Source organism: Caballeronia hypogeia (assembly GCF_001544875.2).
GTDB lineage: Bacteria > Pseudomonadota > Gammaproteobacteria > Burkholderiales > Burkholderiaceae > Caballeronia > Caballeronia hypogeia.
Map to the genome: position 1 here is coordinate 98,785 of NZ_FCOA02000019.1, position 26,680 is coordinate 125,464.

Genomic DNA, 26,680 nt, shown 5'->3' on the forward strand with positions numbered 1-26,680 from the left:
CGCGCCGCATCGTCACTTCGCGCTCGCCGTCTGCACGCGCGGCAGCGCGACCGCCGACACGGACACGCCCTTCGACGGCTGAACGTCGCGCCCGCGCTGCAGCTCGTAATAGCGCAGGTTGTCCTGCACCGACGACTTCGGCAAATCGCGCGACAGGATCGCGGCCGCGGCGTCTTCGTTGCCGAGCAGGCCGTAAGCGAGCGCGAGATTCTGACGCGCCTGCGGCGGCGCGGCCGGGAAGCGCGTCACGTCGAGCAGCACGTTCGCGCCCTGGCGCGGATCGCCGCCGAGCGTGAGCGAGAGACCGAGATTCACCGACAGCATCGGGTCGCCAGGATTGGCGATCAGCGCCTCGCGCAGCAAGGCTTGCGCGTGCGCGTGATCGCCGGACAGATCGAGCGCGGCGCCGAGGCCCGCGCACGCGAGCGGATCGTTCGGCTTCAGCGCGAGCACGCGGTGATACGTGGCGATCGCGTCGTCGAAGCGACGCTGATGAATCGCCACCCGCGCGGTGCCGATGAGCGGCGGGGTCGCCTTCGGATCGAGCTCGCTCGCGCGTTGATAGTAGACACCGGCGCGCGTGTAGTCGCCGACGCCGTACAGCGTATTGCCGAGGCCGGTCAAAGCCGGCACGGATTTCGGGTCGGCCTGCAGGGCCTTTTCATAGAGCGTCGTCGCGAGATCGAAGTTGTTCGATTCGAGCGCGGTGTCGGCGATACGCAGCTCGCTCATGGTGCTCGGCGCGGAGTTGCGCAGCACGGGACGCGTATCGGTGACCTGACGCACGGAGGTCGTGCAGCCCGATGCGCCGAACACGCAGGCAACGGCGCCGGTGAGCGCCGCGTGGCGCAGGATGGTGCTCAAGGTAATGCGGATCGATGACTTCATTTTGCATCTTTCGCGATGAACGCAAGCAACTGAATGACAGCGGGGCCCGCCGCGATCGCGATGATCGCGGGGAGAATGAACAGCAACATCGGCACGACCATCTTCGGCGCGAGTTTCGCGGCCTTTTCCTCGAGCGCCACGATATGCGCGACGCGCTCCGTGCGCGACAGCGTGCGCAACGCCTGCGTGATCGGCGTGCCGTAGCGCATCGACTGGTTGAGCGTGGAGATCAGCGCGCGGATCGACGGCAGGTCGATGCGGTCGGCCAGATTGTTCAGCACGCGCGTGCTGTCGCCGGAGAGCTTGAGCTCGTCGGCGGCGAGCGAAAACTCGTCGGAGAGCGGCGGGCAGATCGTCTTCAGTTCGTCCCCCACGCGCCGGATCGACACGCCGAGACTATTACCCGCGTTGGTGCAGATCACGAGCAGGTCGAGCGCGTCGGGCAGACACGCCGCCATGGCTTTTCGACGATACGAAGCCTTGATCGCGACGATGTACTCCGGCACGATCATCCCGACGATGAACACCATCAGCATCGCGACGCCGCGCCCTGCCGGATGCGCGCCCACCATCGGAATATGCGTGCCGAGCATCACCGTGGCGGCCGCGCAGACAAGGCCCACAAAGAACTTCACCGCGAGCAGGATCGACACGGCCGCGCTGCTGCGGTAGCCGCTGCGCACCATCTCCTTGCGCAGCTTGAGACGATACTTGGCGTCGAAGAGCGGAATCTTGTCGCCGATGCGCGCAAGCCGGCGCAACAGGCGTTCGCGGCGCGAAACCTCTTCGCCGTCGTCGTCTTCGGCGGCGCCTTCGCCGCGATGCATGGCGGCGGCCATGCGCGTACGCTCCGCGATGCGGCCGCGATTGCCGCCGTGCTTGTGCGCCCACCACACCGCGAGACCGGCAAGCAGTCCGAGCAACATCAGCAGGTTGACGAGCGTTTCGACGTTTTCCTGATTCATCGCGAAGTATCCAGCTTGGACATCTTGCCGATCACGATCAGCCCCATCACGATCGAGAACGTGCCGAACGTGAGCGTCTTGTGGCCGGCCTCGGTGTTGAACAGCACGAAAAGATAGGACTTGTTCAGGCTGTACATCGACAACATGATGACGACGGGAATCGCGGCGAGAATCTTCGTCGTGATGCGCGCCTCACCGGTGAGCGCCTTGGTCTTCTGGCGAATCTCGCGGCGCGTGCGCACGATGGCCGACAGGTTCTCGAGCGTCTCGCCGAGCTGGCCGCCGGTTTCGCGTTGCAACAGGAGACACACACAGAAGAACGAGAAATCGGCGATCTCGATGCGCCGCATCGCCACTTCGAGCACTTCGTCCAGATCGAGACCGACCTGCAGCGAGTCCGCCATCAGCTGGAATTCGCTCTTGAGCGGCTCGCGGCATTCGCTCGCCGCCGAGCCGATCACCTGCGTCACCGGCACGCCCGCGCGCACGGCGCGCACGATCATGTCGATCACGTCGGGGAAGCCGTCGAGAAAACGCCTGCGAAAGCGGTTCAGGAGAAAGCGATACGACTGCATGACGCCGATCACCGGCATGGCCACGACGATCAGCGGCCGGGAGAAATCGGGCAACGGCAGGAACTTGACGATCAAAAGACCGATCAGCTCCGCCGCCAGCGCCGTGACGATCACGATGCGCAGGCCGTTGGCCCCGGCCACCGTGCGCAGGCGCGCAAGCCGCGGGCCGGTCCAGTGCGTAAAGACATTGTCCTTTCGGCTCACCTTGAAGAGGTCGAGATCGAGCTTGCTTCCCTGCGCGCCTTTCGCGCCATATGCGGCGAACGAGTCCTTCATGCGCTGGCTGATACGCGAGCCCGGCTGATTGCGCCGCATGTCCTGCATGACGACGATCATCACGCCGGCGAGCAGCACGCAGATGAACGAGGCGACCGTGATCAGATCGACGAGACTCATGGCTTCATGGCCTCCAGCAGCGCGTCCTCGAGGCCGTAATACGCCGCGCGTTGCGCGAAGGCCGGACGCACGGCGGCGGTTTCGAATACGCCCTTCACTTCCTCGCTGTAGGCGCTCGCGTCGTAGCGGAACGCGAACAGATCCTGCGTGATGATGACCTCGCCCTCCATGCCGACCAGCTCGGTCACGCGCGTGACGCGCCGCATGCCGTCGCGCATGCGCTCGATCTGCACGATCAGATGCACGGCGCTCGCGATCTGGCGGCGGATCGACAGCAGCGGCAGGTTGCCGTTCGCCATCATCACCATGGACTCCAGACGCGTGATGCCGTCGCGCGGCGTGTTCGCGTGGATCGTGGTCATCGAGCCGTCGTGGCCGGTGTTCATCGCCTGCAGCACGTCGAACGCTTCAGAGCCGCGCGTTTCGCCGAGGATGATGCGGTCCGGACGCATCCGCAGCGCATTGCGCACGAGATCGCGCTGCGTCACCGCGCCTAAGCCTTCGGCGTTTTCGGGGCGCGTCTCCAGACTTACCACATGTGGCTGCACGAGTTGCAGTTCGGCCGCATCCTCGATCGTCACCGTGCGCTCGCCGTGGCCGATGAAGTGCGACAGCGCGTTGAGCAGCGTCGTCTTGCCCGAGCCCGTGCCGCCAGACACGATCACGTTGAGCCGGCAGGTGCTGGCGAGCTTGAGCACGGTCGCCATGGCGGGCGACATGTTGCCCTGCTGCGCCATGCGATGCAGCGTAATGTTGCGCTTGGAAAACTTACGAATGGAGATCGACGCGCCGTGGATCGCAAGCGGCGGCAGCACGACGTTCACCCGGCTGCCGTCGTTGAGACGCGCATCGACCATCGGGCTGCTTTCGTCGACACGCCGGCCGACGCCCGCCGCGATGCGCTGCGCGACGTTGACCACGTGCGCGTTGTCGCGGAACTTGCAGTTGGTCAGCTCCAGCCGGCCATGCCGCTCGACCCACACCTGATCCGGGCCGTTGACGAGCACGTCGGTGATGGTTTCATCCGCGAGCAGCGGCTCGATCGGGCCGAGACCGAACATGTCGTTCAGCAACTCGCCGACGATCTGCACCTGCTCCGCAATCGTGACGTTCAGGCGCTCGCGCTCCGCCACGTCGAGCACCAGCGTCTCGACGGCCGGCTTCATCTGCTCGCGCGTCTTGCCGACCGCCGCCGACGGATTCATCGCCGCGAACACACCCGCGCGGATCGTCTTGAAGAGTTCGGAGCGGACCAGCGCTTCGTGGCCTTCGGACGGCTGCGAGCGCGCGGGCGCCGGGGCCGCGGCAGCCTGCTTCTCGACGAGCGAAAGCGGCGGCGTCTCGGCCGGCGGCTGTCCGTTTGCGCCGTCTTCGAGTTCCGACGACGTATTGGCGCGCACCTGCTTTTGCCCGAACATCACGCCCTCCGGAGCTTGAACTTGCTGAGGAAAGTGCGCTCGACCATCGCGTGCTGACCGGTCAGGTCGTTGGCAATGCGCGCGATGGTCTGCGTGAAGCCGTTCTGGCCGCGCTCGACCGGCGCTTCGCCGAGATTCTCGGCGGTTGCGAGTGTTTTCGGTTCGAACTGCACTTCATGCAGCACGCTGCGGCCGATCGCCGTCATGAAATCGGATTGCTGCACCTTGCCCGAGCTCACGGCGTGCGGATTGTTGAGCAGCACCGAGGTCGGCGGATTGTTGTCGCGGTCCTCGATGTAGCGCAGCATGCGGATCGTCTCGCGCGTCGCATGCACCGAGCGGTCCGAGACGAGATACACGCGCGACGCGTGATCGAAGGCTTCGGCGGCGAGCGGCCCGTTCGGGTCGCCGATATCGAGAATCACATAGTGGAAGCTGTCGCACAGCAGTTCGACCACGCGGCGCAGCGCGCCCGGCTCGAAGGCTTTCGCCGAGCCGTAATCGATATCCGCGGAAAGCACGAACATGCGGCTGCCGTTCGCGACCAGCGTGCGCTCCACGTATTGCGGATCGAGCCGGTGGACGTTCTGCAGCACGTCGACGAGGCCGTTGTTGCTCTGCGTGCCGAGCATGCTGTTGGCGGCGCCGCCGCACAGCGTCAGATCCACGTAGGCGACACGCCGGTGCGTGTCTTCCGCGAGATAGCGCGCGAGATTGAGCGCGAGCGTGGTCACGCCGACGCCGCCGCGCGCGCCCGCGAACGCGATGGTCTTGCCCGCGCGGGCCAGCGTCACCGGGCTCACCTTGCCCTCGGATACGTTGACGGTGCGCTTGAGCAGCTCGACCGTCAGCGGCTTGACGAGATAGTCGCGCACGCCGATCTTGAGCAGGCTGCGGAACAGGCCGACGTCGTTGCGCTCGCCGAGCGCCACGACCTGCACCGATGGCTCGCACACTTCGGCGAGACGGCCCAGGTCCGAGAGCGGCATCACCGAGCCTTCGAGGTCGACGAGCAGAAACAGCGGCGAGCGCTCGATCTTCGACAGATGCGCGATGGCGTCGTCCACGTTGCCCACGGCGATGTGCACGTGCGGCATCGCCTGTTCGAGCACGAAGCTCTTCAGGACCTGCTCGGTCTTGCGGTCCGCCACGAACGCGATGAAGTCGGCGATCCGGACGCCCTGCTTGCCTTTGAAGAAGCTGATCTCTGTGGTGCTCATGATGTCCTTCGTGTGGGCGTTACTTCGTGTCGCGCGTCGACGTCTTGTCGAGCGGGATCACGCGACCGGTCTCGTAGCGGCGCACGGCGCTCGCCGCGACGGCGGCGTCGGCCGGGCCGAGCGTTTGCGGCGCGACGATGTCGGCCGGATGCGCGAGCTGCGCCGCGAGGTTCGTGAACGTGGCGCAACCCCATTGCATCGCCGGGCGGCGCCGGCCGGCGTCGCTCAGGACCGCGCCGCGCGAGAGCGCATTGCAATCGGGCGGCACGGCGTCATGGCCGTCGTAACCGATCACCGACTCGTTGGGCATGTTGCGTGGCGGGTGGATGCAGCCGGCCGCGACGAAGGCGAAGGCGACGAGCGCCGCGAAGGTGAGATGACGTGCGAGTTTCATGGCTGGGCGCTCAATAGACGTAGCCCGCCGCGCCGACGAGACGCGGTTCGGATGCGGACGGCTGCGCGCCGGCCTTGCGCTGGAAGCTGTATTCGACATCGCTCGACGGCGAGATCAGCGAATCGAGCGGCGAGCGCAGCTTCGCGGGATCGGTCGGCTCGACGAGATACGGCGTCACCATGATCACCAGCTCGGTCTTGTTGTTCTGATAGTTCGACGACGAAAACAGCTTGCCGAGCACCGGAATCGAGCCGATGCCGGGCACCTGCGCCACGATATCGGTGGTGTTGCTCTGCAGAAGACCGCCGATCGCGAAGCTCTGGCCGCTCGCCAGCTCAACCGTCGTGTCGGCGCGGCGCACGGAGAGGCCCGGCACGGTCACGCCGCCGGTGGTCACGCTCGCGGTGGTGTCGATCTGGCTCACTTCCGGGCGCACCTTGAGGCTGATGCGGCGCTCGTTCAGCACGGTCGGCGTGAAGTCGAGCTTGACGCCGAACTGCTTGAATTCGACCGTGATCGCACCGTTGGTCTGCGAGACCGGAATCGGGAATTCGCCGCCCGCGAGGAAGCTCGCGGTCTGGCCGGACATGGCCACCAGGTTCGGCTCCGCGAGCACGGTGAGCAGGCCTTCCTGATTGAGCGCGTCGATGAGCGCGCGGATATCGGTGTTGCCGGTCTTGAAGCCCGTCAGGAATGAGAACGCGTTGTTGGTCGGCAGATTCACCGGATAGGTGATGCCGCCCGAACCGTTGGCGATCGGCTGATTCAGGTTCAGGATCGAGCGGCCGCTGAACAGGCCCCCCAGCCAGTTGCCCGAGGTGCCGAGCGCCTGCCAGTTGATGCCGAGCTGCTGCGTCACGTTGCGGTCCACTTCCGTGATGCGCACGCGCAACTGAACCTGCAGCGGCCGGTCGATCGTCATGCGGTTGATCAGCACCTCGTGCTCGCTGAGAAACGGCGTGACGGCCTGGACGATCGCATCGGCATCCGATGAATTCGGTACCTGGCCGGACAGCAGCAGCGAGCCCTGGCTCGATGTCGCCTGCACGTTCAGGTTCGGAAAGCGCGCCGAGAGCATGTTGCGCAGGGTCATCATGTCGCGCGCGACGATCACGGTGCGCTGCAGCAGCGTCTTGTTGCCCGGACCGAGCACATAGAGGGTCGTCGTACCGGACTTCTTGCCGAGCACGAACACGGTTTTCGGCGACGGCACGTGCACGTCGGCGATGGCGGGATCGGCCACGAACACGGAGGTGGCGTCTTCCGGCAGGCGCAGCATCGTGCCCTTGCCGGCGTCGAGCGTCAGCGCCCCCTGCCCGATTTCCACGCCTGGCGCCGCGACCGCGGTGCGCTGATACATGGGATTGCGCACGCGCGCCTGCGCGATCTGCATTTGCGCGGCCGTGGCGTCTTGCACGGACGTGGCCGGCATGACCGGCTGCGCCGCCTGAGCGGATACGGACCACGCCAGCAGCACGCCGGCGCACGCGAGCGCGATTCGCGCGCCCCGTCTTTCGATGCTGCTGAAGTCCAACTGCGTTCTCATGAGATTCGATCCTGGCACTGTGCTGCCGTCACGTATTGCTGCTGTTTTTCGTCGCCGCGTGTTTCGGTTACACGCGGCGCGTTGAGTCCTCAACGGGTCGGCACGACCGGCAGAGGCGGTGCGCCATCCGGCGTCGGGCCAGCTTGCGCGACCGCGTCCGACTTCTCCGAGCCGCGATAGATCGTGACCGGACGCGCGGCCGCCGCGACGTGCACCGGCCCTCCACCTGACACCGGCTTCGAGCGTGGCAGGTCGCGCACCGCGCGGGAGATGTCGCCGGCCCAGATCGGCACGCGTTGCGAGGCCGACGCGGCCACCGCGGCGGACGCGGGTTTGTCGCGCGATTCGGTCGCAAAGCTGCGCAACGCCAGCGAGAGCGAGCCGAGACGCGCCGCGACGGCGACGACTTCGCCCATGCGCGGCGACACTTCGAGCGTCACGGTTCGAGCGCGCGTGACGGCTTCGGCCGTGTCGCCGTTGAGCTTCGGGCGCTGGATTTCGGAGCCGACCGCGAGCACGCGCACATGCTCGACCACCGTCTCGCTCGACACGGCCAGGTCCGGCGAATCGGTGCGGCGGTCCATCTGTTGCGTGAGCAGCAGATCGACGTAATCGCCCGGCTGAATCAGGCCCGCGTTGCCGGACACGTCGTCCACCGCGACCGACACGGCGCGCATGTCGGGCTTGAGCGTGGCGGCGAGAAAGCCTGGCGCGCTCGGCAGAATGACGTCGGCGGCAGTGAGCACCGCGCCCTCTTCGACCGGATGGCGCAGCAGCGCGCCCTTGATGTCGAGCGCGTTCGGCGCGCCGGACACGATCGCGTTGGGCGGCATCTGGTTGGCGGGCAGCGCCTTCCAGCCGAGGTCTTCGTCGCGCAGCAAGAGACCTTGCGGCAGGCTGGCGGCGCTCACCTGCACTTTCTCCGTCGTGACCGGACGGTTGGCCGGTCGCGAAGCACTCGCAACCACGACACGTACGATCAGCGCGATAAGCAAAGCGCCGATCAGCAGCACGGCGAACTTGATGATGTTGGACATGAGCGCGCCTTCCTAATGGGTCGCAGGGTTCGCAAGGTTCGCGAAGTAAGGCAGGAGCGCCGGGAGCACGATCACGGCGCCACCGCCGAGCGCGAGGGCTACGCCGTACGGAACGCCGCGTGCGCCGGAGAACATCGCGAGCGCCCTCATCGGCATGAGACGCTGCACGGGATTCATGGAGCGCGTCGCGAGACTGACCAGGGACACGAGGGTCCCGATCACGGAAATCAGAGTCAGGGCGGGCAGCGACAAGGCGAGGCCGGCCCAGAGAAAGATAACGGAGGCGAGTTTCGCGTCGCCTCCGCCCAGCATCCTTGCCGCGAACAACACGGCGCAGACCAGGAATACGCCAAGGGCGAGCAGCAGATGAACGATGACATCGTCGACCGGCATTTTGCGGGCAAGCGCGTCGACGAAGAAGAGCGCACCGACGGCCAGCACGATTTTGGTCGGCAGGCGTCGGGCGCGTACGTCGATGACCGCGAGCCATAACAGCGCGCAGAGCACGATCAGGCGAATGGCAAGAGACAGAAGCTGCACGATGGTCTTGTTATTAGAAGTAGGCGGTTTGATCCTTGATTACGGACGCGAAACGCCCGAACTGAAGTGGATCGCCTTACTGCTGAGCGCTCACTTTCGAGAACATGCTGTTGAACACCCCGGTGAAGCCGTTGGTGAACACAGTGCTCAGACCCGCCAGGGCAACGACGATGATGCCTGCCAGAACCGCATATTCCATCGCGCTGACACCGCGCTCGTCGCGCACGAATGCCTTCATGAGTTTGCGCATTTTTCTTCCTTCAAAGGTTTGAGTAGGTGTGGACCCGGCAAAAAAGGACTACCGGGCAGGACACATCCTAGCCATTTCGGGAAGGAATAACTTCGCGAATTAGCGGCCAAAAATGGCCTCTTTCCGAGGTTTAGAAACTCACGCGGCGCGCCCTTATCGGCAGAAATTCAAAAAGCTTTAGGGAGAGGATTTTTTCTTTTTGTGTTTTTCTTGACCAATCCGGTCAGCGCCGGATGGTGCAGATGTTCCCGCAGGCATGCGGAAAACGTTTGCGGATTCTTAGGGTTCCGATTCGGAACGTGTGGCTGTTGCCGGATGATCTTCAGAACTCCGCGCGCAGCGAACATTGCGTTCGGGGCAGCGAAGTAGAAGCTTACATTTGTTTCCCCGCTTTTGTCACGCGCTTTGCGAGAGCTGCAAGGAATAAGTTATCTCGCGCCGATCCTTGCTCGCCATGCAAGGCTATCGTTCTTTCTTGCCGCGCCTTTCCTCGTCTTCGGGAAAGGACGGCATTTCTATGTCATCGCTCGCCGAGCGAAAGTTATCGCGCGCTTCTTGCGCGAGCTTCTCGTAGCGCTTGCGAAAAACAGCGAGTTCCTTTTCGTCGAGTTCCTCGAGATCGAGCAGCGCGTTATGCGCGCGGTCGATCGCGCGAATCAGCTCGTCGAGTTTGATCTGCATCGCGGCGGTGTCGCGGTTCTGCGTGTTCTGGATCAGGAAGACCATCAGAAACGTGACGATGGTCGTCGACGTGTTGATGACGAGTTGCCACGTATCGCTGAAGTGAAAGAACGGCCCCGACACGCCCCACACGATCACCAGCGCGACCGCAATGACGAAGGTCGAGGCGCGCCCGGACACTTGAGCGAGCCCATTCGAGAACCTGAGAAACCATGACGTTTTCATTCGGCGTCTCCTGAATCGTTCGTGGGACCAGGCAGGGCAGCGCGGCTAGAATACCGCTTGTGAACGCCAAGCCCAAACCCATCGATTTCCACGCACCGTCCGACGAAGTCGCGAAACGCCTGATCGGCGCCATCGTGACTGTCGACGGTGTCGGCGGCCGCATCGTCGAAACGGAAGCCTACGACCGCGAAGATCCTGCCTCGCACAGCTTCTCAGGTCCGACGCCACGCAACGCAGCAATGTTCGGACCGCCCGCGCATGTCTACGTGTACCGCTCCTACGGCATTCACTGGTGCATGAATTTCGTGTGCCGCGAAGCCGGCCACGGCGCGGGAGTGCTGATCCGCGCAATCGAGCCGCTCGTGGGCATCGACATCATGCGCGAGCGGCGCGGGCTGGAACCGATCCGGCTGCTGTGCTCGGGGCCGGGGCGCGTCGCGCAGGCGCTTGGCATCACGCACCGGAACAACGGCATGTCGCTAATGGATGCGCCGTTCCAGATCGAGCCGCCGGAAGAAGCGTTCGCCATCGTGCAGGGGCCGCGCATCGGCATCAGCAAGGCGATGGATGTGCCGTGGCGCTTCGGGCTCGCCGGATCGAAGTTCGTCAGCAAGCCCTTTCCCAAGACGTAGAACTCAGTCCGCCGGACGCAGCTTCTTCACTTCATCATCCGATGGCTGCACGCTCGCGCCATCGACATAGCGGAACGAAGTCATCACGCCTTTGCCGTCCTTCAGGCCCGTGACGCCGACATACGCGCCCATGGTCGACTGATTGTCCTGCTTGCGATACGTGATCGGCCCGAACGGCGTATCGACGGGCAAGCCCTTGAACGCGGCGGCGAGCTTGTCGGGGTCGGTGGAGCCGGCTTTCTTCAGGCCGTTGGCAAGCGACATCATCGCCGTGTAGCCGACCACCGAACCGAGGCGCGGATAGTCGTGATACTTCGCCTGATACGCCGCGACGAACTTCTTGTTGGCGGGCGTATCGATCGAGTACCACGGATAACCCGTGACGATCCAGCCGACCGGCGCTTCCTTGCCGAGCGGATCGAGATAATCCGGCTCGCCCGTCAGCAGCGACACGACCGCGCGATCCTTGAACAGCCCGCGCGTATTGCCCTCGCGCACGAATTTGCCCAGGTCCGCGCTGAAGAGCACGTTGAAGATGGCGTCGGGCTTCGCGTCCGCCAGCGCCTGCGTGACCGCGCCGGCATCGATGTTGTTGAGCGGCGTGGCCTGCTCCGCGACGAATTCGACATCCGGCTGCGCGGCCTTCAGCAAACGCTTGAACGTAGCCACCGCGGACTGTCCGTACTCGTAGTTCGGATACACGAGCGCCCAGCGCTTCTTCTTGAGCTTCGCGGCTTCGGGCACGAGCATCGCGACCTGCATGTAGGTGGATGGACGCAGACGATACGTGTACTTGTTGCCGTCCTGCCAGACGATCTTGTCGGTGAGCGGTTCCGCCGCGAGGAAGAAGATGCGCCGCTGCTTCGCATAGTCGGTGAGCGCGAGGCCCGTATTCGACAGATAGCCGCCGAACAGAAGCTTCACCTGCTCGCGCGCGACGAGCTCCTGCGCGACGCGAATCGTGTCGCCGGGATTGCCGTTGTCGTCGCGCGAGATAACTTCGAGCTTCTCGCCGTTGACGCCGCCCGCTGCGTTGATTTCATCGAGCGCGAGATTCCAGCCGTTCTTGTACGGCGTGAGAAACGCGGGCACGACCTTGTAGCTGTTGATCTCGCCGATCTTGATGGTGTCGGCGTGCGCGGCGAAGCTCAAGGCTGCGGCGGCCGCCAGGATGGTGAAGCGCATCGTCATGTAGTTCTCTCCTCTTTCGACTCTTCGTTTTCAAACACCGAGAAACGCGCGGCGCGCGGCGTCGTCGCGGACGAAGGATTGCATCGCGCCTTCGTAACGCACCTGACCTTTCTCCAGCACATAGACGCGGTCGCTGACCAGCTCCGCGAAGTGCAGGTTCTGCTCGGACAGCAGGATCGCGAGTCCTTCACGCTTCAGTTCGAGAATCATATCGGCCATCTGCTCGACGATCACGGGAGCCACGCCTTCCGATGGTTCATCGAGCAGCACGAGACGCGGATTGCCCATCAGCGTTCGCGATACCGTGAGCATCTGCTGCTCGCCGCCGCTCATGCGGCTCGCGCGGCGATCACGCATCTCGCCGAGATTCGGGAACACGCGAAACAGCTTGTCCGGCGTCCATGGCGGCGCGTGCTCGCGCGGCGGCTGGCGGCCCGTGTCGAGATTCTCCATGACGGTGAGATCGCCGAACACGCGGCGATCTTCGGGCACGTAGCCAAGCCCCTTTCGCGCGATGCGATACGGCGTCATGCCCGCAATGCTATCGTCCATGAACGAGATCGCGCCCGACACCCGAGGCAAGAGTCCCATTACCGCTTTCATCGTGGTCGATTTACCTGCGCCGTTGCGGCCCATCAGCGCGACGACTTCGCCGCGCCCGACTTCGAAGCTCACGTCGAACAGGATTTGCGCGCGACCATAGAACGCGTTCAGCGCGGCGACTTTCAGCAGGCTCATGCCGCATCTCCCGCATTCAAGGCCGCGCGCGGCGCGAACGATGCGCCCGTGCCGAGATAGACCTCGCGCACGCGCGGATCGTTGCGGATCGCATCGGCGTCGCCTTGTGCGATGAGACGACCACGCGCGAACACGATCAGCCTGTCCGCGTGGGAGAACACCACGTCCATGCTGTGCTCGGTGAAGAGCACGCCGATATTGCGCTCTTTCGCCAGACGCGCGGTGAGCGACATCAGTTCGTTGCGTTCCTGCGGCGCCATGCCCGCGGTCGGTTCGTCCATCAACAAGAGCTTCGGATGATTGGCCAGCGCGATCGCCAGTTCGACGCGCTTCACGTCGCCATAAGCGAGCACCGCGCAACTGCGGCGTGCATGCGCGCTCATGCCGACGAGATCGAGCAAGGCCATCGCTTCGTCTTCCTTCCATGACGCGACGCGGCCGAACAGGCTGAAGACACGCCGCTCGTGCGAGAGCAATGCCATCTGCACGTTTTCGAGCACGGTCATGGAATTGAAGGTCGCGGCGATCTGAAACGTGCGGCCCACGCCGAGTCGCCAGATATCGCGCGGACGCATGCCGGCGATCTCGTGACCGTCGAAACGGACTGAGCCTGAGCTCGGCGCGAGCTGGCCGTTGATCATGTTGAAGCACGTCGACTTGCCCGCGCCGTTCGGACCGATCAGCGCGAGCAGTTGTCCTGGTTCGAGTTCGAAGGACACATCGTCGACGGCTTGCACGCCATCGAACGATTTCGAAAGATGCGCAACCGATAGCAGACTCATTGCGCCTCCGACGAGAAGCGATCGCGCACGAAGCCCGCGATGCCCTGCGGAAACGCGATCACCAGCACGAGGATCGCAGCGCCCAGCAGCGCCTGCCAATAGTCGGTCTGACGCGCGACGGTATCCTGCAGCCACGTGAACACGCTCGCGCCGACGACCGGCCCGGCGAGCGTCTGGATGCCGCCGAGCAGGACCATCACGAGGCCATCGACGGAGCGGCTCACGCTGATCGCCTCCGGCGAGATGTTGCCCTTCGAGAACGCATAGAGCGAACCCGCGAGGCCGCACACGAGCGCCGCGACGACGAACGCCGCCCACTGCACGCGCGCGACGTTCATGCCGATGGCTTCGGCGCGCAACGGCGAATCGCGTCCCGCGCGCATCGCGAGACCGAGTGGTGCGAACAGCATGCGCCTCAACACCCACACGCCGACGACCGCGAACACCAGCGTGAGGTAATAGAACGCGACGGGCGATGCAAGCCACGGCGCCGGCCAGATGCCGAGGATGCCATTGCTGCCGCCGGTCACCGCGTCCCATTGAAAGACCACGGACCAGACGATCTGCGCGAACGCGAGCGTCAGCATCGCCAGATAGACACCCGACAAGCGCACGCAGAACCAGCCGAACACAATCGCGCCGATGCCCGCGATGAGCGGGCCGAGCACGAGCGCGGCTTCCATCGGCAAGGAGAAGACCTTGAGGAACAGTGCCGCGCCGTAAGCGCCGAGGCCGAAGTACGCCGCATGGCCGAACGAGTGCATGCCGCCCGGACCCATGATGAAGTGCAGGCTCGCGGCGAACAGCACGGCGATCATGATCTCGACGAAAAGCACGGGCATGTAGGGAAAGGCATCGGCGGCCAGCGGCGCAAGCGCAAGCGCGATCACGATCAGCGCGGCCCCGATCTTCATGCCGCGCGTGGCGGGCCGCAACGGTCGATCGGCGGGCGCGGCCGTGCGCGCAATGCTCTGCGCGCGCCCGAACAATCCCCACGGACGCAACACCAGCACGACCGCCATGACGACGAATTCCGCGACCAGGGTGAACTTCGACAAGGAGAAGTCGATGCCCGCAATCGACACATGCCCGATGCCGATGCACAGCGCCTTGATCTCCGCGATAAGCAGCGCGGCGACGAAGGCGCCGGGAATCGAACCCATGCCGCCGACCACGACGACCACGAACGCGTTGCCGATGGTCTCGAGATCGAGCGACAGGTTCGCCGACATGCGCGGCACCTGCAGCGCGCCGCCGAGCCCCGCGAGGAACGCGCCGACGAAAAACACGCCGGTAAAGAGCCACGCCTGATTCACGCCGAGCGCGCCGAGCATTTCGCGATCCGCGCTCGCCGCGCGCACGAGCGTGCCCCAGCGCGTGCGAGTGAGCGCATACCAGAGCGCGAGCAGCACGAGCGGGCCGATCACGATCAGCGCGAGATCGTAAGCGGGTAACGCGTGGCCGAGCATTTGCACCGCGCCTTCGAGATGCGGCGCACGCGGGCCGAACAGATCTTCCGGTCCCCATAGCCACAGTGCCGCATCGCGAATGATCAGCACCAGCGCGAAGGTTGCGAGCAGATGAAAGAGCTCGGGCGCGCGATAGATGCGCCTCAGCACACCCGCTTCGATCGCTGCGCCAACGGCACCGACCAGGAGCGCCGCCCCGAGCACCGACGACCAGAAGCCCGCCATGCTGTCGCCGAAACGGCTCGTCAGACTATAGGCGACATACACGCCGAGCATATACAGCGAGCCATGCGCGAAGTTGACGATGCGCGTGACCCCGAAGATGAGAGACAGACCCGACGCGACGAGAAAGAGCGCGCAGGCGTCGGCGAGACCGTTGACGAGTTGGACGAGCAGGTTGGAGAGCATCGGGCTCGGTGAGCGAGTTCGGGCGAAAGAGCCGACATTATCGATGATCCGCGCTACGAACTCCGCGCACTGCAAAAATGCATCACGCGAGACCGATGGAAAAAACGTATTGACGGCGTTTATGTCTCGTATATGCTCATCGCAGGGCAATCGTCAGCTTACGACGTTGCTCCAAACTCAACTCGCCAAACGAGTGTTATCGTGAAAGTCCAAAGCCCTCTGGCTCGTCGGAGCATACGCTCCTGCGCCGATCGCTGCGGCATGCTTCCCGATCGCCGCTTCCTGTCGGACTCCACCATTCTGTCTCGCCGCAGCGTGCGGCGTCACAATTCCGTCTCCGCTCGCGCGTTCATCGCCGTGCATTGCGTCGGCGCGGCTTCGCTGCTGCCGTAGCGCCTCTTCCCTTTACCCCTCTAGCCGACTGGCCCGCACGCGTGCATTCGCACGCGTGATAACGCGCGCCCTCTTTACTCGCGCCTTCGTTTCATCGCGAAGGCCGTGGGGACGTGCGCGTGCTCAATACACGAGAAACGAAATGGAACGCATCGACGAATTCCTGCGAAAGCATCGCATCACCGAGATAGAGGCGATCATTCCCGACATGGCGGGCACCGCGCGCGGCAAGATCATTCCGCGCAGCAAGTTCGAATCGGGCGAATCCATGCGCCTGCCGCAAGCGGTGATGATGCAGACTGTCACCGGCGACTATCCCGTGGACGGCACCTTCAGCGGCGTCACCGATCCCGACATGATCTGCGTGCCCGACCCGGCGACGATCCGCCTGATTCCGTGGGCCGTCGATCCGACCGCGCAGGTCATCCATGATTGCGTGCATTTCGACGGCACGCCCGTGGCCATTTCGCCGCGCCGCGTCTTGCGGCAAGTGCTGCAGAAGTTCGCGGCGAAGGGCTGGCGTCCGGTCATCGCGCCCGAGCTGGAGTTCTTTCTCGTCGACATGAATCGCGATCCGGACCTGCCGCTGCAACCGCCCGTCGGCAGAACGGGACGTCAGGAGACCGGCCGCCAGGCGTATTCGATCGATGCGGTCAACGAATTCGATCCGCTCTTCGAGGACATCTACGAATACTGCGAAGTGCAGGAACTCGAAGTCGACACGCTGATACACGAAGTCGGCGCGGCGCAGATGGAGATCAACTTCATGCACGGCGATCCGCTCAATCTCGCGGACCGCGTGTTCCTCTTCAAGCGCACGGTGCGCGAGGCGGCGCTGCGCCACAAGATGTACGCGACCTTCATGGCCAAGCCGATGGAAAACGAGCCGGGCTCGGCGATGCACGTTCATCAAAGCATCGTCGATGAAGAGACGGGGCGCAATCTCTTCACCAATCGCGATGGTGAGCCGACCGGCCTGTTCTACAGCTATATCGCGGGCCTGCAGAAGTACACGCCCGCGCTGATGCCGATCTTCGCGCCGTACATCAATTCGTATCGACGGCTTTCGCGCTTCATGGCTGCGCCGATCAACGTGCAATGGGGCTACGACAATCGCACCGTGGGCTTTCGCGTGCCGCATTCATCGGCGCAGGCGCGGCGTATCGAGAACCGCATACCGGGCGTGGATTGCAATCCCTATCTGGCGATCGCGGCGACGCTGGCGGCGGGTTATCTCGGCATGACGCAGCACCTCGAGGCGACCGAGCCGCTGGCGAGCGACGGTTATCGCGAACCCTATCAATTGCCGCGCAATCTCGACGAAGGCCTCACGCTCATGGGCGCATGCGAGCCACTCGGGGAAATGCTCGGCGAGACCTTTGTGCGCGCCTATCTCGCGCTGAAGGAAACCGAATATGAAGCGTTTTTCCGCGTGATCAGCTCGTGGGAACGCAAGCATCTGCTGCTGCACGTCTGATATGGGAGATGACGAAATGAACGATCGAATCGACTCGACGGCGCACTATCGCGCGCTCGACGCCGCGCATCATCTGCATCCGTTTTCCGACATGGGCGCGCTCAATCGCGCAGGCAGCCGCGTGATCGTGAAGGCCGAGGGCGTTTATCTGTGGGACTCGGAAGGCAATCGCATCATCGACGGCATGGCGGGGTTGTGGTGCGTGAACGTGGGCTATGGACGCCGCGAACTCGCGGATGCGGCGCTCAGGCAGATGCGGGAACTGCCCTACTACAACACGTTCTTCAAGACGACGCATCCGCCGGTGATCGAATTGTCCGCGCTGCTCGCTGAGCTTGCGCCCGCGCGCTTCAACCGGTTTCTCTATTGCAACAGCGGTTCGGAAGCGAACGATACGGCGATCCGCGCGGTGCATCGCTATTGGGCTATTCAGGGCGAGCCCCGCAAACGTCATGTGATCGCGCGAAACAACGCCTATCACGGCTCGACCATCGCGGGCGCGACGCTCGGCGGCATGCGCTATATGCACGAGCAGATGCCATCGAAGATGGAACATGTCGCGCATATCGACCAGCCTTACTGGTTCGGAGAAGGCGGCGCGATGGATGCCGATGCCTTCGGTCTCGAACGCGCGCGTCAGCTCGAAGCGAAGATTCTCGAACTCGGCGCGGACAACGTCGCGGCATTCATCGGTGAGCCTTTTCAGGGAGCGGGCGGCGTGATCTTCCCGCCATCGACCTATTGGCCGGAGATCGAACGCATCTGCCGCAAGCATGACGTGCTGCTGATCGCCGATGAGGTGATCGGCGGATTCGGGCGCACGGGCGAGTGGTTCGCGCACCGGCATTTCGGCTTCGAGCCCGACGTCATCACCATGGCGAAAGGCCTCACGAGCGGCTACGTGCCGATGGGCGCGGTCGCGTTGTCCGATGCGATCGCGGAGGCAATCATCGATAACGGCGAGTTCAATCACGGCTTCACATATTCGGGGCATCCGGTCGCGGCCGCCGTGGCCGTCGCCAATCTGAAGCTGTTGCGCGACGACGGCATCGTCGCACGCGTGAAGGACGATGCCGGGCCCTATTTCCAGAAGCGTCTGACGGAAGCGCTGGCCGATCATCCGATCGTAGGAGAGATCGCGGGCGCGGGGCTCGTCGCGGGCATTCAGCTTGCAGAAGATCGCGCGACGCGCAAGCGCTTCGCGAATGGCGACGATATCGGCACGCTATGCCGCGACTTCAGCTTTGACGGCAATCTCGTGATGCGCGCAAGCCACGACCGGATGTTGCTGTCGCCGCCGCTCGTCGTCACTCACGGCGAGATCGACGAGATAGTCGACAAGGCTCGCGCCGCCATCGAGGCTACAGCGCGCGAGATCATGAGCGCCGCTTAGCGAAGTATTCCGCCGCCATGTGCCGGAAGGCCGTGACGGCGGGATTGTCCTGATCGCTGCGCCACGCCATGCTCATCTCGGCCTGCACCGTGTTGCCCGCAATTTCCCTGAACTCGACGTTGTCGTAATGGAAGCGTTGCGACGACGCCGGCAAAATTGACACGCCCAGTCCCGCGCGCACGAGCGAGAGAATCGTCGGCGTCTGATCGATGTACTGCGTGAAATGCGGCTTCACTTCATCGGCGACGAGCATGCTCATGATGCGGTCGTAGAAGTATTTGCCGTGCGTGGGCGAATGCATGATGAACGCCTGCTCGTGCAACTGCCTCAGTTCCAGTTGTTCGAAATGACATAACTCATGCCCTGCGGGCAGCGCGACGATCAGCGGCTCGCGATCCACGAGCAGAAACTCGACCCTCTGCCGCGACGGCAAAGGTCGCATGAAACCGAGATCGATGGCGTTGGCCTCGAAGCCCTCGATCTGCGCGACCGAGATCATCTCCAGCAGCACGACATCGATATCCGGCAAGTCGTGCTTCGCCGCGACCAGCAATTCGGGAATCAACTGATAACCCGCCGCGCCGGTGAAGCCGATGCGTACGCGCCCCGTCTTGCCTTTGCTCGCGCGCCGCACGGTGCTTTCCGCCTGCTCGGAGAGATTGAGCAGGCGCGTGGCGTCGGCCAGAAACACGCGCCCTTCGGTCGTCAGCTTGACCGTGCGGCCAATCCGCTCGAACAGCTTCACCCCGAGGTTCTCTTCGAGCAGATGAATCTGTCTGGAAAGCGGCGGCTGCGTCATGTTGAGCAGCGCAGCCGCGCGCCTGAAGTTCAGCTCCGTCGCGGCGGCGACGAAGCAACGCACTTGTCCGAGATCGAGCATTCGTAATCGACGTTGAAGTGATAGCCGATCATTATATGTTCGCCTCGTATTCGTTCAATCGTTCATGCGTTTGCGTCAAGTCGTGAGGCTGCCTTCGGGACGTTGTCCCGCAAGCGCTTGCGCGAGACTCGCGAGCACCATCTCGCCCATCGCCGTGCGCGATTCCACCGTCGCGCTCGCGCGATGCGCCTGCAGCACGACGCGATCCATGCCGAACAGTTCGGCAGGCACGTTGGGTTCATCGACGAACACATCGAGCCCCGCGCCCGCGATCGCGCCACGCGAAAGCGCTTCCACGAGATCGCTTTCCACCACGAGCTTGCCCCGCGCGATGTTGATGAGATAGCCGTCCTTGCCGAGCGCATCGAGCACTGCCGCGTTGACGATGCCCTTCGCCTTGTCGGCGGCAGCCGCGAGCACGAGGATGTCGCTCTCGCGTGCGAGCGAAAGAAGATCCGGCACGAAGCGATAATCGACATCGCTCATCTCGCGAACATCCGTGTAAGCGATGGGGCAACCGAACGCAGCCGCGCGCTGCGCGATTGCGCGGCCGACCTTGCCCAGCCCAACGATACCCACACGCTTGCCGCTGAAGCGGCGCGACAACGGGATCGCGCTCGGGCTCGGGTTTTTCACCCACTTGCCGGTCTTGACGAAGTCGTGGCCGGAACAGATTTCGCGCAGCGTGGTGAGAATCAGGCCGATGGCGAGATCGGCGACGTCCTCGGTCAGTGCGCCGAACGTGCCCGTCACCGGAAGGCCGCGCGAACGCGCGAATTCGAGATCGACCGCATCGGTGCCGACGCCGTTCACCGCGATCACCTGCAACGCGGGCAAACGCTCGATCAGGTCATTGGAGATGCCCGTGTGACCGCCGGTGATCACGCCGCGAATCGAAGCGCCATGCTCGCGGATATACGCATCTTTATCGTCCTGTTCGAAAAGGCGATGCATCGTGTAGAGCGCGTCCAGCTTCTGGTTGATGGCCGGTACGAGGATGGGATTCAGTTGCAGGATGCTGGGCTTCAATTCGCGTGCTCCAAGGTGATTCGTTCTCGATGTGGAGCGGATGATGTCGGCTTTTGCGCATGACGTCCAATCCCAAATGACTATCAATTGATCCACGATTCGAAGCAAGCGCGAAGCGGTTTCGTTCGATTCAATCCGGGAATCAGGTAATAGCAATAAAAGATTGGACGCTCTTGCAGGCCGTCCCCACAATTCGAAGCATCGGAAGGCACATCGATAAAAAAGCCTTTTATAAATGACATCGGAGACAACAGCGTGAGCCTGCGCCCTAACTGCCATTCATCGCTTTCCAGCCTTCATGCGGTCACGCCGCGCCAGCGGGAGGACTCGCGATGAGCAACGCCGACAGCATCGTCGCTTCCTCGAAGGCAGAGCCCATCGCGGAGAAGCAAACGAAACATCGCTGGGTCGTGATGGGCCTGATCTTCTGCATCTGGGCGATCGCCTGCGCTGATCGCGCCAACTTCGGCATTGCGCTGCCGTATCTCAAGAAGGAATACCACATCACCAACACCGAGGCCGGGCTGATCGTGAGCCTGTTCTCGTTCGCATATGGCTTCGTGCAGATTCCGGTCGGCCTGCTCTACAAGCGGCTCAGCGAAAAGACCACGGGCCTGCTGTTCTCCGTGTTCATGATCCTGACCTCGGTGTTCACCGGTCTCATGGGCACCACGTCGTCGGTGTTTCTGCTGATGGCGTATCGCGTCGGTCTGGGTCTGTCGGAAGGACCGCTCGGGATCGGCTGCACCAATGTCATCAATCGCTGGTTTCCCGCCAAGGAGAAAGGCACGGCAACCGGTCTGTGGATCGCCGCGTCGAAGCTCGGACCGCTGATCGTGCCTTCGGTATGCATCATCGTGATCCAGTTGTGGGGATGGCGCGAGATCTTCTATGTCTTCGCGGTGCCGGGCATTCTGCTGGCCGTCGTATGGATGTTCTTCGTCACTAATTCGCCGGGCGAGAACCGCTTCTGCTCGCCCGCCGAACGCCGTTACATCGCGGATGAAACCACGGTCGGCAACGGCGGCAAGCCGCTCTCGCGCGCGCGCATGACGCCGATGCCGAAGCTCGACGCGATCAACCGCACGAAGCGCGTCCCGCAACTCGAAACCATCCGCCAGGTGTTCGGCTCGTGGAATATCTTCGGCATCGCGCTTGGCTATGGCTGCATGATCGGCATCAGCAACATCTTCATCTCGTGGATTCCCACTTACCTCGTCACGGTGAAGGGCTTCACATCGGTGAAGATGGGCTTTCTCGCATCGGCGCCATTCATCGGCGCGGTGACGGGCAACATGCTGGGCGGCATCATCTCCGATCGCCTGCTCGGCGGCCGCCGCAAACCGATGATGATGCTGGGCGCGCTCGGGACCATGATCATGACCTTCCTGCTGGTCGATGCGCCCGACAGCGTCGCCTATCTGGGCATTGCACTGATGCTGGCGGGATTGATGCTGGGCGTCGGCTTCGCGGGCTACTCTGCCTATCCGATGGGTCTCGCGACGAAAGCCACGTATCCGACCGCGTTCGGCATCGTGAATTCGGTGGGGCAGATCGGCGGCGCATGCGCGCCGCTCGCGGTCGGTCTCCTGCTCGACAATTACAGCTGGACCGCGGTGTTCCTGTACATGGTCGGGACAGCGACGTTGTGTCTTTTGCTGCTGCTCAGCGTGGTCGAGCCGATAGCGGAAGAAACCCGCTCAGCAACATCGAAATAAGCGCATGAAGAATCGCGCCGCCCGATGCGGCGCGATTTGCTTTTCAAAGCCCGTTTTCCACCATGTCGAGCACGCGCTTTGCAAGCGGCTCGATCTTGGTGCGCGCCAGTCCCTGCAGCGGCCCTTCTATCATCAGCAGCGCGAAGCCATGTACCGCGCTCCAGGCGAGATATTCCGCGTCGGGCCTGCGCTTCGCGTCGAGCGCGCCCGCCTCCACCATTTCGTCCAGCGCGCGGCTCAGCAATTGAAACGGGTCGAGCCCGCCCGGCCCCGCGCCGTAGGGTGCGTCATGCACGCCCCATTCCGCCTGGGGCGCCGCGAACGCCGTGCGAAACAGCCCCGTCTCCGCTTGCGCGAAGCGCAAATATCCGGCGCCAATGGCTCGCAGACCCGCGCGCGCCGCGTCGGCGCGGCGACGCTTCTTCGGGCGCGCGGCCAGTTCCTCCTCCATCGCCTGCGCGACATGCGAAAGCGCCGCCGAGCGCACCGCCGATAGCAATTCGTCACGACTCTCGAAGTGCCGATAGGCCGCGTTCGGCACTACGCCCGCGCGGCGCGTCGCCTCGCGCAGAACGATCGCGTCCGGGCCGCCTTCGCGCGCCAGCGCCATCCCCGCGTCGATCAACGCGCGGCGCAAATCGCCGTGTCGGTACGTGCTGCGCGGCTTGCCATTTGTCATTTCGATTTGCCGGACTTTCCACATGTGGACACTGTCCATTATCTCTGCTACTTTTGTGGACAGCGTACACAACGAAAAAAATAGTTCTGTATCGGTGCCTGCCGTTGCTTTGTCACGACGCGGCGGCATCGTGGGCGATGCACATCCAGGGAGGCCAACATGACAGCATCGAACGATCGTGCGCAACAGGGTCAGGACGTGGCGAACTTGCGCGAAATGATCGAAGCGTGGCGCCAGGCAGTGCTCGCAAAAGACGCTGCCGCGCTCGTCAGTCATTACGCGCCGGACGTCGTCGTGTTCGACGTCGTGCCGCCCGCGTCGCTGAGAGGCGTCGAACATTACCGCGAGAATTGGCAGCGCTGGTTCGACAACATCAAAGGCCCGCTCACGTTCGAGATGCGGGAAGTGGAAGTCGCCGCGAGCGGCGATCTGGCGTATGCGCACTCCGTCAACCGCGTCGCCGTGGGCGAACAGGAGGACATCGTGCGCGCCACCGTGTGCTTCAGGAAGATCGACGGCAACTGGCGTGTCGTACACGAGCACGCCTCGGTGCCGCTCATGATGGATATGGACCCTGACGAAAAGTCATAACCCAAGGAGCAGACATGCAAGTGCAACCCTATCTGTTTTTCGAAGGCCGCTGCGAAGAAGCGATCACGTTCTATCGCGAGAATTTAGGCGCGCAGGTCGTCATGATGATGCGCTACAGCGAGAATCCCGAAGCCGGCAAGGCCGAAACGGCAAGCGGCTGCGGCATTCCGCCGGGATCGGAAAACAAGATCATGCATTCGGCTTTCACCGTCGGCGATTCCATGCTGATGGGTTCCGACGGCATGTGCAGCGGCAAGCCGGAATTCAAGGGCGTCTCGCTCTCGCTCACGGCCGACGACGAACAGCAGGCGGAGAAGTACTTCAACGCGCTCGCCAATGGCGGACAAGTGCAGATGCCCATGACGCAGACATTCTTCGCGAAACGTTTCGGCATGGTGGCCGACAAGTTCGGCATCTCGTGGATGGTGCTCGGCGGTATGGAGCACAAGCCTGCGTGAGCATCGGGATTCATCTGCGCGACACGTCCGGCTGGAACGCGGCTTGCGCGCCTTTCTTCGCATCATTCGAAAGGAGACGCAACATGAGCAACAACTACGCCGGACGTTCGCAGGAAGATCGCATCGCGCAGCGCAAGGGCAGTCAGCAAAAGGCGCAGGAACAGCCGGGCGGGTCCATGGCCGAGCCCGGCACCGAACCGGACAAGGAGCACAGCAGCGGCGTATTGTCGGAAGAAGGCAAGCGGGTCTGGCGCACCGGTTCAGGTATCGACGGAGGCGGAAAGACCTGACACTCATATCGATCATCGGAAACGTGAAACAATGCCGGGGTGCGCTGAATGCACGAATTGCACCATGACAGACAGGAGCTTTAGATGAGCGCCCCGCGCAAAAACAATCTTTCAGGCTCGGACATGCCCGCTGACCAAGCCGATCGTCCGACCCGCGAGGAAGCCGAAGCCGCCGTACGCGTTCTGTTGCGCTGGGCCGGCGACGACCCAGGACGCGAGGGACTGCTCGATACACCGGCGCGCGTGGTGCGCGCGTATGAAGAGTTCTTCGCCGGTTACACGCAGAATCCGCACGACATTCTGGCGCGCACGTTTTCCGAGGTTCAGGGCTACGACGAGATGATCGTCCTGAAGGACATTCGTTTCGAAAGCTACTGCGAGCATCATATGGTGCCGATCATCGGTCGCGCGCATGTGGCGTATCTGCCGAACCAACGCGTCGTCGGCATCTCGAAACTCGCGCGTCTCGTCGATGCCTTCGCCAAGCGCCTGCAGATCCAGGAGAAGATGACCGCCCAGATCGCGGACACGCTGAACGAAGTTTTGCAGCCGATCGGCGTCGGCGTGATTCTCGAAGCCGCGCATCAATGCATGTCCACGCGCGGCGTGCACAAGGCGGGCGTATCCATGGTGACCTCGCGCATGCTCGGCTCGTTTCGCGACGATCCGTCGACGCGCCGCGAGTTTCTTTCCATCGTCGGCAACTCGACCGCGTTCAGCGTATCGAACACGTAACGCCGCAAAGCGAACACGTGCAAAAAAAGAAAGGGCCTCGCGGCCCTTTCTTCATTTCATGCGCTCATTACGATGCGCGCGTCACAACGCATTCCATGCGCCCAGACCATTGCCGTGTGCATCGGTACTTGCGCCCTCGCGAATCTTGCCCTGCGACACGTTGCTGTTCGGCGGCACGCTATGCGTGAGCCACACATTGCCGCCGATGACCGAGCCCTTGCCGATCGTCACGCGGCCGAGAATTGTCGCGCCCGCATAAATGACGACATCGTCCTCGACGATCGGATGGCGCGCATTGCCCTTCACCAGTGAGCCGTCGCTCGTCGAAGGGAAGCTCTTGGCCCCGAGCGTCACCGCCTGATAGACGCGCACGTGCTGCCCGATCACCGCCGTCTCGCCGATCACCACGCCCGTACCGTGATCGATGAAGAAACTCGGACCGATGGTCGCGCCGGGGTGGATATCGATGCCGGTCAGAGAATGCGCGATCTCGTTGATGAAGCGCGCCAGCAGAGGCACGCCCAGCTTGTGCAATGCGTGCGCGAGACGATGATGCGTCATCGCCCAGATGCCCGGATAGCACAGCAGAATCTCGGTGATGTGCTGCGCGGCCGGGTCGCCGGTGAAGGCGGCCTGAATGTCGCTCACCAGCAGCGCGCGGATCTTCGGCAACTGCATGCCGAACTCGCGCGCGATCGCGAAGGCTTGCGCGCTCAACTCGGCGTGGCTCGAATCGCGATACTCCGGCAGGAAGCGCAACGCGCGGCGAATCTGCTCGTGCAATAGACGCAAGGTGCTTTCGAGCGTCTGTCCGACGTAGTAGTCGACACTTTCATCCGTCAGATCGGGCGCGCCGTAATGCGTGGGAAACAGCGCGGAACGCAAGCCGTTGACGATCCTGACAATGCATTCGCGCGACGGCAGCTCGCGTATGCCGAGCGGATGCCGTGTGCGATGCAACTCTTCTCGCGACTGGCGCAAATCCGCGACGATGCCGGCCAAGCCCCATTCCTGCGGGGCATCGCGCGTAGTCTCTTGAATGGGTTCGAGCGGCGGCGTGGCGCCAAGCGTGGGCGTGTTCTGCATGTCGGCCATGAAGCGGGAGAAGCGGCCGCCGCGCGCATGCACGACGGATGAAGCGTCAAGAGTAACCGGTTTTGGAGAAGCCTGCCGCGCGGCGGCTAGCGCGCGCGTGGTCCTGACGTTTCATCTGGCTTGTCGCTCACACGGTCACGTTGCTGGCGTCGATCCAGCGGACGGCCCAGTCGCGCGCGTGCGCGATGGCCTCGTCTTCGTTGCGAAAGCGCAGCTCGGATGGAAAAAACCGGTTCGCGACGAGTTCGCCATCGCTCGATCGCGAGATCACGACATACGGCTGGTAGCTGCCATCACCGGCCCGGGCGGGCGCGCAGTTCAGAAGGTAGCCTCGATGTGAAAAGGCTGCATCTTGTTGCATGAGTCACCTGTGTGAAAGTGCCCTGCTCGTTCGAATCGCATTGCTCTTCTTCGACGACGAAGGGCGCGCCCTCCTTGTTGCTCGCGCCTTTTCTGTTGCGCTTTGCCGCCGACAGGTTCCAAATAATACTTGCAGGACATCGGCTTGGGGCTGAAAAAAGAGACTGAAATTTCAGGCATCGATGAAGGCGCCCTCAGGCAAGGCTCGCGGTTCCGTCGCCAAATAT

The 26,680-nt window shown here is 63.4% G+C and carries 29 protein-coding genes; 9 read left to right on the forward strand and 20 right to left on the reverse strand.

What is annotated here, in order from left to right:
• Positions 1-12 precede the first annotated feature (12 nt).
• The 11 genes from AWB79_RS24675 to AWB79_RS24725 form a co-directional block, all read right to left on the reverse strand.
• The gene (locus AWB79_RS24675; RefSeq protein WP_061170054.1) at positions 13-888 is read right to left on the reverse strand and encodes a tetratricopeptide repeat protein; all 876 of its coding nucleotides are present in this window, start codon (positions 886-888) and stop codon (positions 13-15) included.
• Positions 885-1,853, reverse strand: coding sequence for a type II secretion system F family protein (locus AWB79_RS24680; RefSeq protein ID WP_061170055.1), 969 nt, complete (start codon positions 1,851-1,853; stop codon positions 885-887). Before AWB79_RS24680 ends, AWB79_RS24675 begins: the two co-directional genes overlap by 4 nt.
• Positions 1,850-2,824 (reverse strand): type II secretion system F family protein, encoded by a 975-nt coding sequence (locus AWB79_RS24685; RefSeq protein WP_061170056.1) that lies wholly within the window; start codon positions 2,822-2,824, stop codon positions 1,850-1,852. The genes AWB79_RS24680 and AWB79_RS24685 overlap by 4 nt, the downstream gene beginning before the upstream one ends.
• A complete protein-coding gene (locus tag AWB79_RS24690) occupies positions 2,821-4,242 on the reverse strand; it encodes a TadA family conjugal transfer-associated ATPase (RefSeq protein WP_061170057.1) in 1,422 nt (473 codons plus the stop codon). Before AWB79_RS24690 ends, AWB79_RS24685 begins: the two co-directional genes overlap by 4 nt.
• On the reverse strand, positions 4,242-5,462 hold the full coding sequence (locus AWB79_RS24695; protein ID WP_061170058.1) for a CpaE/TadZ family protein: 1,221 nt from the start codon (positions 5,460-5,462) through the stop codon (positions 4,242-4,244). The genes AWB79_RS24690 and AWB79_RS24695 overlap by 1 nt, the downstream gene beginning before the upstream one ends.
• A gap of 19 nt (positions 5,463-5,481) precedes the next feature.
• Positions 5,482-5,856, reverse strand: a complete 375-nt coding sequence (locus AWB79_RS24700; RefSeq protein WP_061170059.1) for a CpaD family pilus assembly lipoprotein — start codon at positions 5,854-5,856, stop codon at positions 5,482-5,484.
• 10 nt (positions 5,857-5,866) lie between these two features.
• Positions 5,867-7,216 (reverse strand): type II and III secretion system protein family protein, encoded by a 1,350-nt coding sequence (locus tag AWB79_RS24705; protein WP_061170112.1) that lies wholly within the window; start codon positions 7,214-7,216, stop codon positions 5,867-5,869.
• Positions 7,217-7,491: 275 nt separating this feature from the next.
• Positions 7,492-8,439 (reverse strand): Flp pilus assembly protein CpaB, encoded by a 948-nt coding sequence (gene cpaB / locus AWB79_RS24710; RefSeq protein WP_061170060.1) that lies wholly within the window; start codon positions 8,437-8,439, stop codon positions 7,492-7,494.
• Between the two features lie 12 nt (positions 8,440-8,451).
• Positions 8,452-8,979, reverse strand: coding sequence for an A24 family peptidase (locus tag AWB79_RS24715; protein ID WP_061170061.1), 528 nt, complete (start codon positions 8,977-8,979; stop codon positions 8,452-8,454).
• A 76-nt stretch (positions 8,980-9,055) separates the two neighbouring features.
• The gene (locus tag AWB79_RS24720) at positions 9,056-9,229 is read right to left on the reverse strand and encodes a Flp family type IVb pilin (protein WP_061170062.1); all 174 of its coding nucleotides are present in this window, start codon (positions 9,227-9,229) and stop codon (positions 9,056-9,058) included.
• 462 nt (positions 9,230-9,691) lie between these two features.
• Positions 9,692-10,135 carry a low affinity iron permease family protein gene (locus tag AWB79_RS24725; RefSeq protein WP_061170063.1) on the reverse strand — a complete coding sequence of 148 codons (444 nt, stop codon included), beginning with the start codon at positions 10,133-10,135 and terminating at the stop codon, positions 9,692-9,694.
• A 59-nt stretch (positions 10,136-10,194) separates the two neighbouring features.
• Between AWB79_RS24725 and AWB79_RS24730 the strand changes: the two genes are divergently transcribed.
• The gene (locus AWB79_RS24730; RefSeq protein WP_061170064.1) at positions 10,195-10,767 is read left to right on the forward strand and encodes a DNA-3-methyladenine glycosylase; all 573 of its coding nucleotides are present in this window, start codon (positions 10,195-10,197) and stop codon (positions 10,765-10,767) included.
• A gap of 3 nt (positions 10,768-10,770) precedes the next feature.
• Here AWB79_RS24730 and AWB79_RS24735 read toward each other — a convergent pair whose 3' ends face one another.
• From AWB79_RS24735 to AWB79_RS24750, 4 genes are read right to left on the reverse strand one after another with little or no spacing between them, the layout of a single operon-like run.
• Positions 10,771-11,958 (reverse strand): ABC transporter substrate-binding protein, encoded by a 1,188-nt coding sequence (locus tag AWB79_RS24735; RefSeq protein WP_061170065.1) that lies wholly within the window; start codon positions 11,956-11,958, stop codon positions 10,771-10,773.
• Positions 11,959-11,988: 30 nt separating this feature from the next.
• Positions 11,989-12,696 carry an ABC transporter ATP-binding protein gene (locus AWB79_RS24740; protein ID WP_061170066.1) on the reverse strand — a complete coding sequence of 236 codons (708 nt, stop codon included), beginning with the start codon at positions 12,694-12,696 and terminating at the stop codon, positions 11,989-11,991.
• A complete protein-coding gene (locus tag AWB79_RS24745; RefSeq protein ID WP_061170067.1) occupies positions 12,693-13,478 on the reverse strand; it encodes an ABC transporter ATP-binding protein in 786 nt (261 codons plus the stop codon). Before AWB79_RS24745 ends, AWB79_RS24740 begins: the two co-directional genes overlap by 4 nt.
• The gene (locus AWB79_RS24750; protein ID WP_061170068.1) at positions 13,475-15,355 is read right to left on the reverse strand and encodes an ABC transporter permease; all 1,881 of its coding nucleotides are present in this window, start codon (positions 15,353-15,355) and stop codon (positions 13,475-13,477) included. Before AWB79_RS24750 ends, AWB79_RS24745 begins: the two co-directional genes overlap by 4 nt.
• A gap of 201 nt (positions 15,356-15,556) precedes the next feature.
• Between AWB79_RS24750 and AWB79_RS40850 the strand changes: the two genes are divergently transcribed.
• The 3 genes from AWB79_RS40850 (at position 15,557) to AWB79_RS24760 (ending at position 18,618) form a co-directional block, all read left to right on the forward strand.
• Positions 15,557-15,748, forward strand: coding sequence for a hypothetical protein (locus AWB79_RS40850; protein ID WP_074169422.1), 192 nt, complete (start codon positions 15,557-15,559; stop codon positions 15,746-15,748).
• Positions 15,749-15,890: 142 nt separating this feature from the next.
• Positions 15,891-17,225, forward strand: coding sequence for a glutamine synthetase family protein (locus tag AWB79_RS24755; protein WP_061170069.1), 1,335 nt, complete (start codon positions 15,891-15,893; stop codon positions 17,223-17,225).
• A 16-nt stretch (positions 17,226-17,241) separates the two neighbouring features.
• On the forward strand, positions 17,242-18,618 hold the full coding sequence (locus AWB79_RS24760; protein ID WP_096031608.1) for an aspartate aminotransferase family protein: 1,377 nt from the start codon (positions 17,242-17,244) through the stop codon (positions 18,616-18,618).
• Here the strand turns inward: AWB79_RS24760 and AWB79_RS24765 are convergent.
• A complete protein-coding gene (locus AWB79_RS24765) occupies positions 18,602-19,498 on the reverse strand; it encodes a LysR substrate-binding domain-containing protein (RefSeq protein ID WP_061170071.1) in 897 nt (298 codons plus the stop codon). The genes AWB79_RS24760 and AWB79_RS24765 overlap by 17 nt on opposite strands.
• 75 nt (positions 19,499-19,573) lie before the next feature.
• On the reverse strand, positions 19,574-20,527 hold the full coding sequence (locus AWB79_RS24770) for a 2-hydroxyacid dehydrogenase (protein WP_061170072.1): 954 nt from the start codon (positions 20,525-20,527) through the stop codon (positions 19,574-19,576).
• A 332-nt stretch (positions 20,528-20,859) separates the two neighbouring features.
• On the opposite strand from AWB79_RS24770, the gene AWB79_RS24775 reads away from it, so the two are divergent.
• The gene (locus AWB79_RS24775) at positions 20,860-22,245 is read left to right on the forward strand and encodes an MFS transporter (RefSeq protein ID WP_061170073.1); all 1,386 of its coding nucleotides are present in this window, start codon (positions 20,860-20,862) and stop codon (positions 22,243-22,245) included.
• Between the two features lie 43 nt (positions 22,246-22,288).
• Here AWB79_RS24775 and AWB79_RS24780 read toward each other — a convergent pair whose 3' ends face one another.
• A complete protein-coding gene (locus AWB79_RS24780) occupies positions 22,289-22,924 on the reverse strand; it encodes a TetR/AcrR family transcriptional regulator (RefSeq protein WP_061170113.1) in 636 nt (211 codons plus the stop codon).
• A gap of 159 nt (positions 22,925-23,083) precedes the next feature.
• On the opposite strand from AWB79_RS24780, the gene AWB79_RS24785 reads away from it, so the two are divergent.
• The 4 genes from AWB79_RS24785 to folE all read left to right on the forward strand — a co-directional run bounded on the left by AWB79_RS24785 (position 23,084) and on the right by folE (position 24,998).
• Positions 23,084-23,515 carry a YybH family protein gene (locus AWB79_RS24785; protein ID WP_061170074.1) on the forward strand — a complete coding sequence of 144 codons (432 nt, stop codon included), beginning with the start codon at positions 23,084-23,086 and terminating at the stop codon, positions 23,513-23,515.
• A gap of 14 nt (positions 23,516-23,529) precedes the next feature.
• Positions 23,530-23,973: a VOC family protein gene (locus AWB79_RS24790; RefSeq protein ID WP_061170075.1), complete on the forward strand. Its 444-nt coding sequence runs from the start codon at positions 23,530-23,532 to the stop codon at positions 23,971-23,973.
• An 83-nt stretch (positions 23,974-24,056) separates the two neighbouring features.
• Positions 24,057-24,263 (forward strand): hypothetical protein, encoded by a 207-nt coding sequence (locus AWB79_RS24795; RefSeq protein WP_061170114.1) that lies wholly within the window; start codon positions 24,057-24,059, stop codon positions 24,261-24,263.
• Positions 24,264-24,347: 84 nt separating this feature from the next.
• Positions 24,348-24,998 (forward strand): GTP cyclohydrolase I FolE, encoded by a 651-nt coding sequence (gene folE, locus AWB79_RS24800; protein ID WP_061170076.1) that lies wholly within the window; start codon positions 24,348-24,350, stop codon positions 24,996-24,998.
• A gap of 81 nt (positions 24,999-25,079) precedes the next feature.
• Here folE and epsC read toward each other — a convergent pair whose 3' ends face one another.
• Positions 25,080-26,093 (reverse strand): serine O-acetyltransferase EpsC, encoded by a 1,014-nt coding sequence (gene epsC, locus AWB79_RS24805; RefSeq protein WP_232470995.1) that lies wholly within the window; start codon positions 26,091-26,093, stop codon positions 25,080-25,082.
• A 127-nt stretch (positions 26,094-26,220) separates the two neighbouring features.
• Positions 26,221-26,454 carry a DUF6566 family protein gene (locus tag AWB79_RS24810; RefSeq protein WP_061170077.1) on the reverse strand — a complete coding sequence of 78 codons (234 nt, stop codon included), beginning with the start codon at positions 26,452-26,454 and terminating at the stop codon, positions 26,221-26,223.
• Positions 26,455-26,680 lie beyond the last annotated feature (226 nt).

Excerpts from the sequence above, each read along its gene's own strand:
- AWB79_RS24755 (WP_061170069.1), top strand. The coding sequence starts at position 15,891 with ATGGAACGCATCGACGAATTCCTGCGAAAGCATCGCATCACCGAGATA.
- AWB79_RS24695 (WP_061170058.1), bottom strand. The coding sequence starts at position 5,462 with ATGAGCACCACAGAGATCAGCTTCTTCAAAGGCAAGCAGGGCGTCCGG.
- AWB79_RS24705 (WP_061170112.1), bottom strand. The coding sequence starts at position 7,216 with ATGTATCAGCGCACCGCGGTCGCGGCGCCAGGCGTGGAAATCGGGCAG.
- AWB79_RS24700 (WP_061170059.1), bottom strand. The coding sequence starts at position 5,856 with ATGAAACTCGCACGTCATCTCACCTTCGCGGCGCTCGTCGCCTTCGCC.
- cpaB (WP_061170060.1), bottom strand. The coding sequence starts at position 8,439 with ATGTCCAACATCATCAAGTTCGCCGTGCTGCTGATCGGCGCTTTGCTT.
- AWB79_RS24675 (WP_061170054.1), bottom strand. The coding sequence starts at position 888 with ATGAAGTCATCGATCCGCATTACCTTGAGCACCATCCTGCGCCACGCG.
- AWB79_RS24680 (WP_061170055.1), bottom strand. The coding sequence starts at position 1,853 with ATGAATCAGGAAAACGTCGAAACGCTCGTCAACCTGCTGATGTTGCTC.
- AWB79_RS24775 (WP_061170073.1), top strand. The coding sequence starts at position 20,860 with ATGAGCAACGCCGACAGCATCGTCGCTTCCTCGAAGGCAGAGCCCATC.
- epsC (WP_232470995.1), bottom strand. The coding sequence starts at position 26,093 with ATGGCCGACATGCAGAACACGCCCACGCTTGGCGCCACGCCGCCGCTC.
- AWB79_RS24785 (WP_061170074.1), top strand. The coding sequence starts at position 23,084 with ATGACAGCATCGAACGATCGTGCGCAACAGGGTCAGGACGTGGCGAAC.
- folE (WP_061170076.1), top strand. The coding sequence starts at position 24,348 with ATGAGCGCCCCGCGCAAAAACAATCTTTCAGGCTCGGACATGCCCGCT.
- AWB79_RS24725 (WP_061170063.1), bottom strand. The coding sequence starts at position 10,135 with ATGAAAACGTCATGGTTTCTCAGGTTCTCGAATGGGCTCGCTCAAGTG.
- AWB79_RS24690 (WP_061170057.1), bottom strand. The coding sequence starts at position 4,242 with ATGTTCGGGCAAAAGCAGGTGCGCGCCAATACGTCGTCGGAACTCGAA.
- AWB79_RS24740 (WP_061170066.1), bottom strand. The coding sequence starts at position 12,696 with ATGAGCCTGCTGAAAGTCGCCGCGCTGAACGCGTTCTATGGTCGCGCG.
- AWB79_RS24745 (WP_061170067.1), bottom strand. The coding sequence starts at position 13,478 with ATGAGTCTGCTATCGGTTGCGCATCTTTCGAAATCGTTCGATGGCGTG.
- AWB79_RS24810 (WP_061170077.1), bottom strand. The coding sequence starts at position 26,454 with ATGCAACAAGATGCAGCCTTTTCACATCGAGGCTACCTTCTGAACTGC.
- AWB79_RS24760 (WP_096031608.1), top strand. The coding sequence starts at position 17,242 with ATGAACGATCGAATCGACTCGACGGCGCACTATCGCGCGCTCGACGCC.
- AWB79_RS24795 (WP_061170114.1), top strand. The coding sequence starts at position 24,057 with ATGAGCAACAACTACGCCGGACGTTCGCAGGAAGATCGCATCGCGCAG.
- AWB79_RS24765 (WP_061170071.1), bottom strand. The coding sequence starts at position 19,498 with ATGCTCGATCTCGGACAAGTGCGTTGCTTCGTCGCCGCCGCGACGGAG.
- AWB79_RS24735 (WP_061170065.1), bottom strand. The coding sequence starts at position 11,958 with ATGACGATGCGCTTCACCATCCTGGCGGCCGCCGCAGCCTTGAGCTTC.
- AWB79_RS24750 (WP_061170068.1), bottom strand. The coding sequence starts at position 15,355 with ATGCTCTCCAACCTGCTCGTCCAACTCGTCAACGGTCTCGCCGACGCC.
- AWB79_RS24790 (WP_061170075.1), top strand. The coding sequence starts at position 23,530 with ATGCAAGTGCAACCCTATCTGTTTTTCGAAGGCCGCTGCGAAGAAGCG.
- AWB79_RS24780 (WP_061170113.1), bottom strand. The coding sequence starts at position 22,924 with ATGACAAATGGCAAGCCGCGCAGCACGTACCGACACGGCGATTTGCGC.
- AWB79_RS24720 (WP_061170062.1), bottom strand. The coding sequence starts at position 9,229 with ATGCGCAAACTCATGAAGGCATTCGTGCGCGACGAGCGCGGTGTCAGC.
- AWB79_RS24685 (WP_061170056.1), bottom strand. The coding sequence starts at position 2,824 with ATGAGTCTCGTCGATCTGATCACGGTCGCCTCGTTCATCTGCGTGCTG.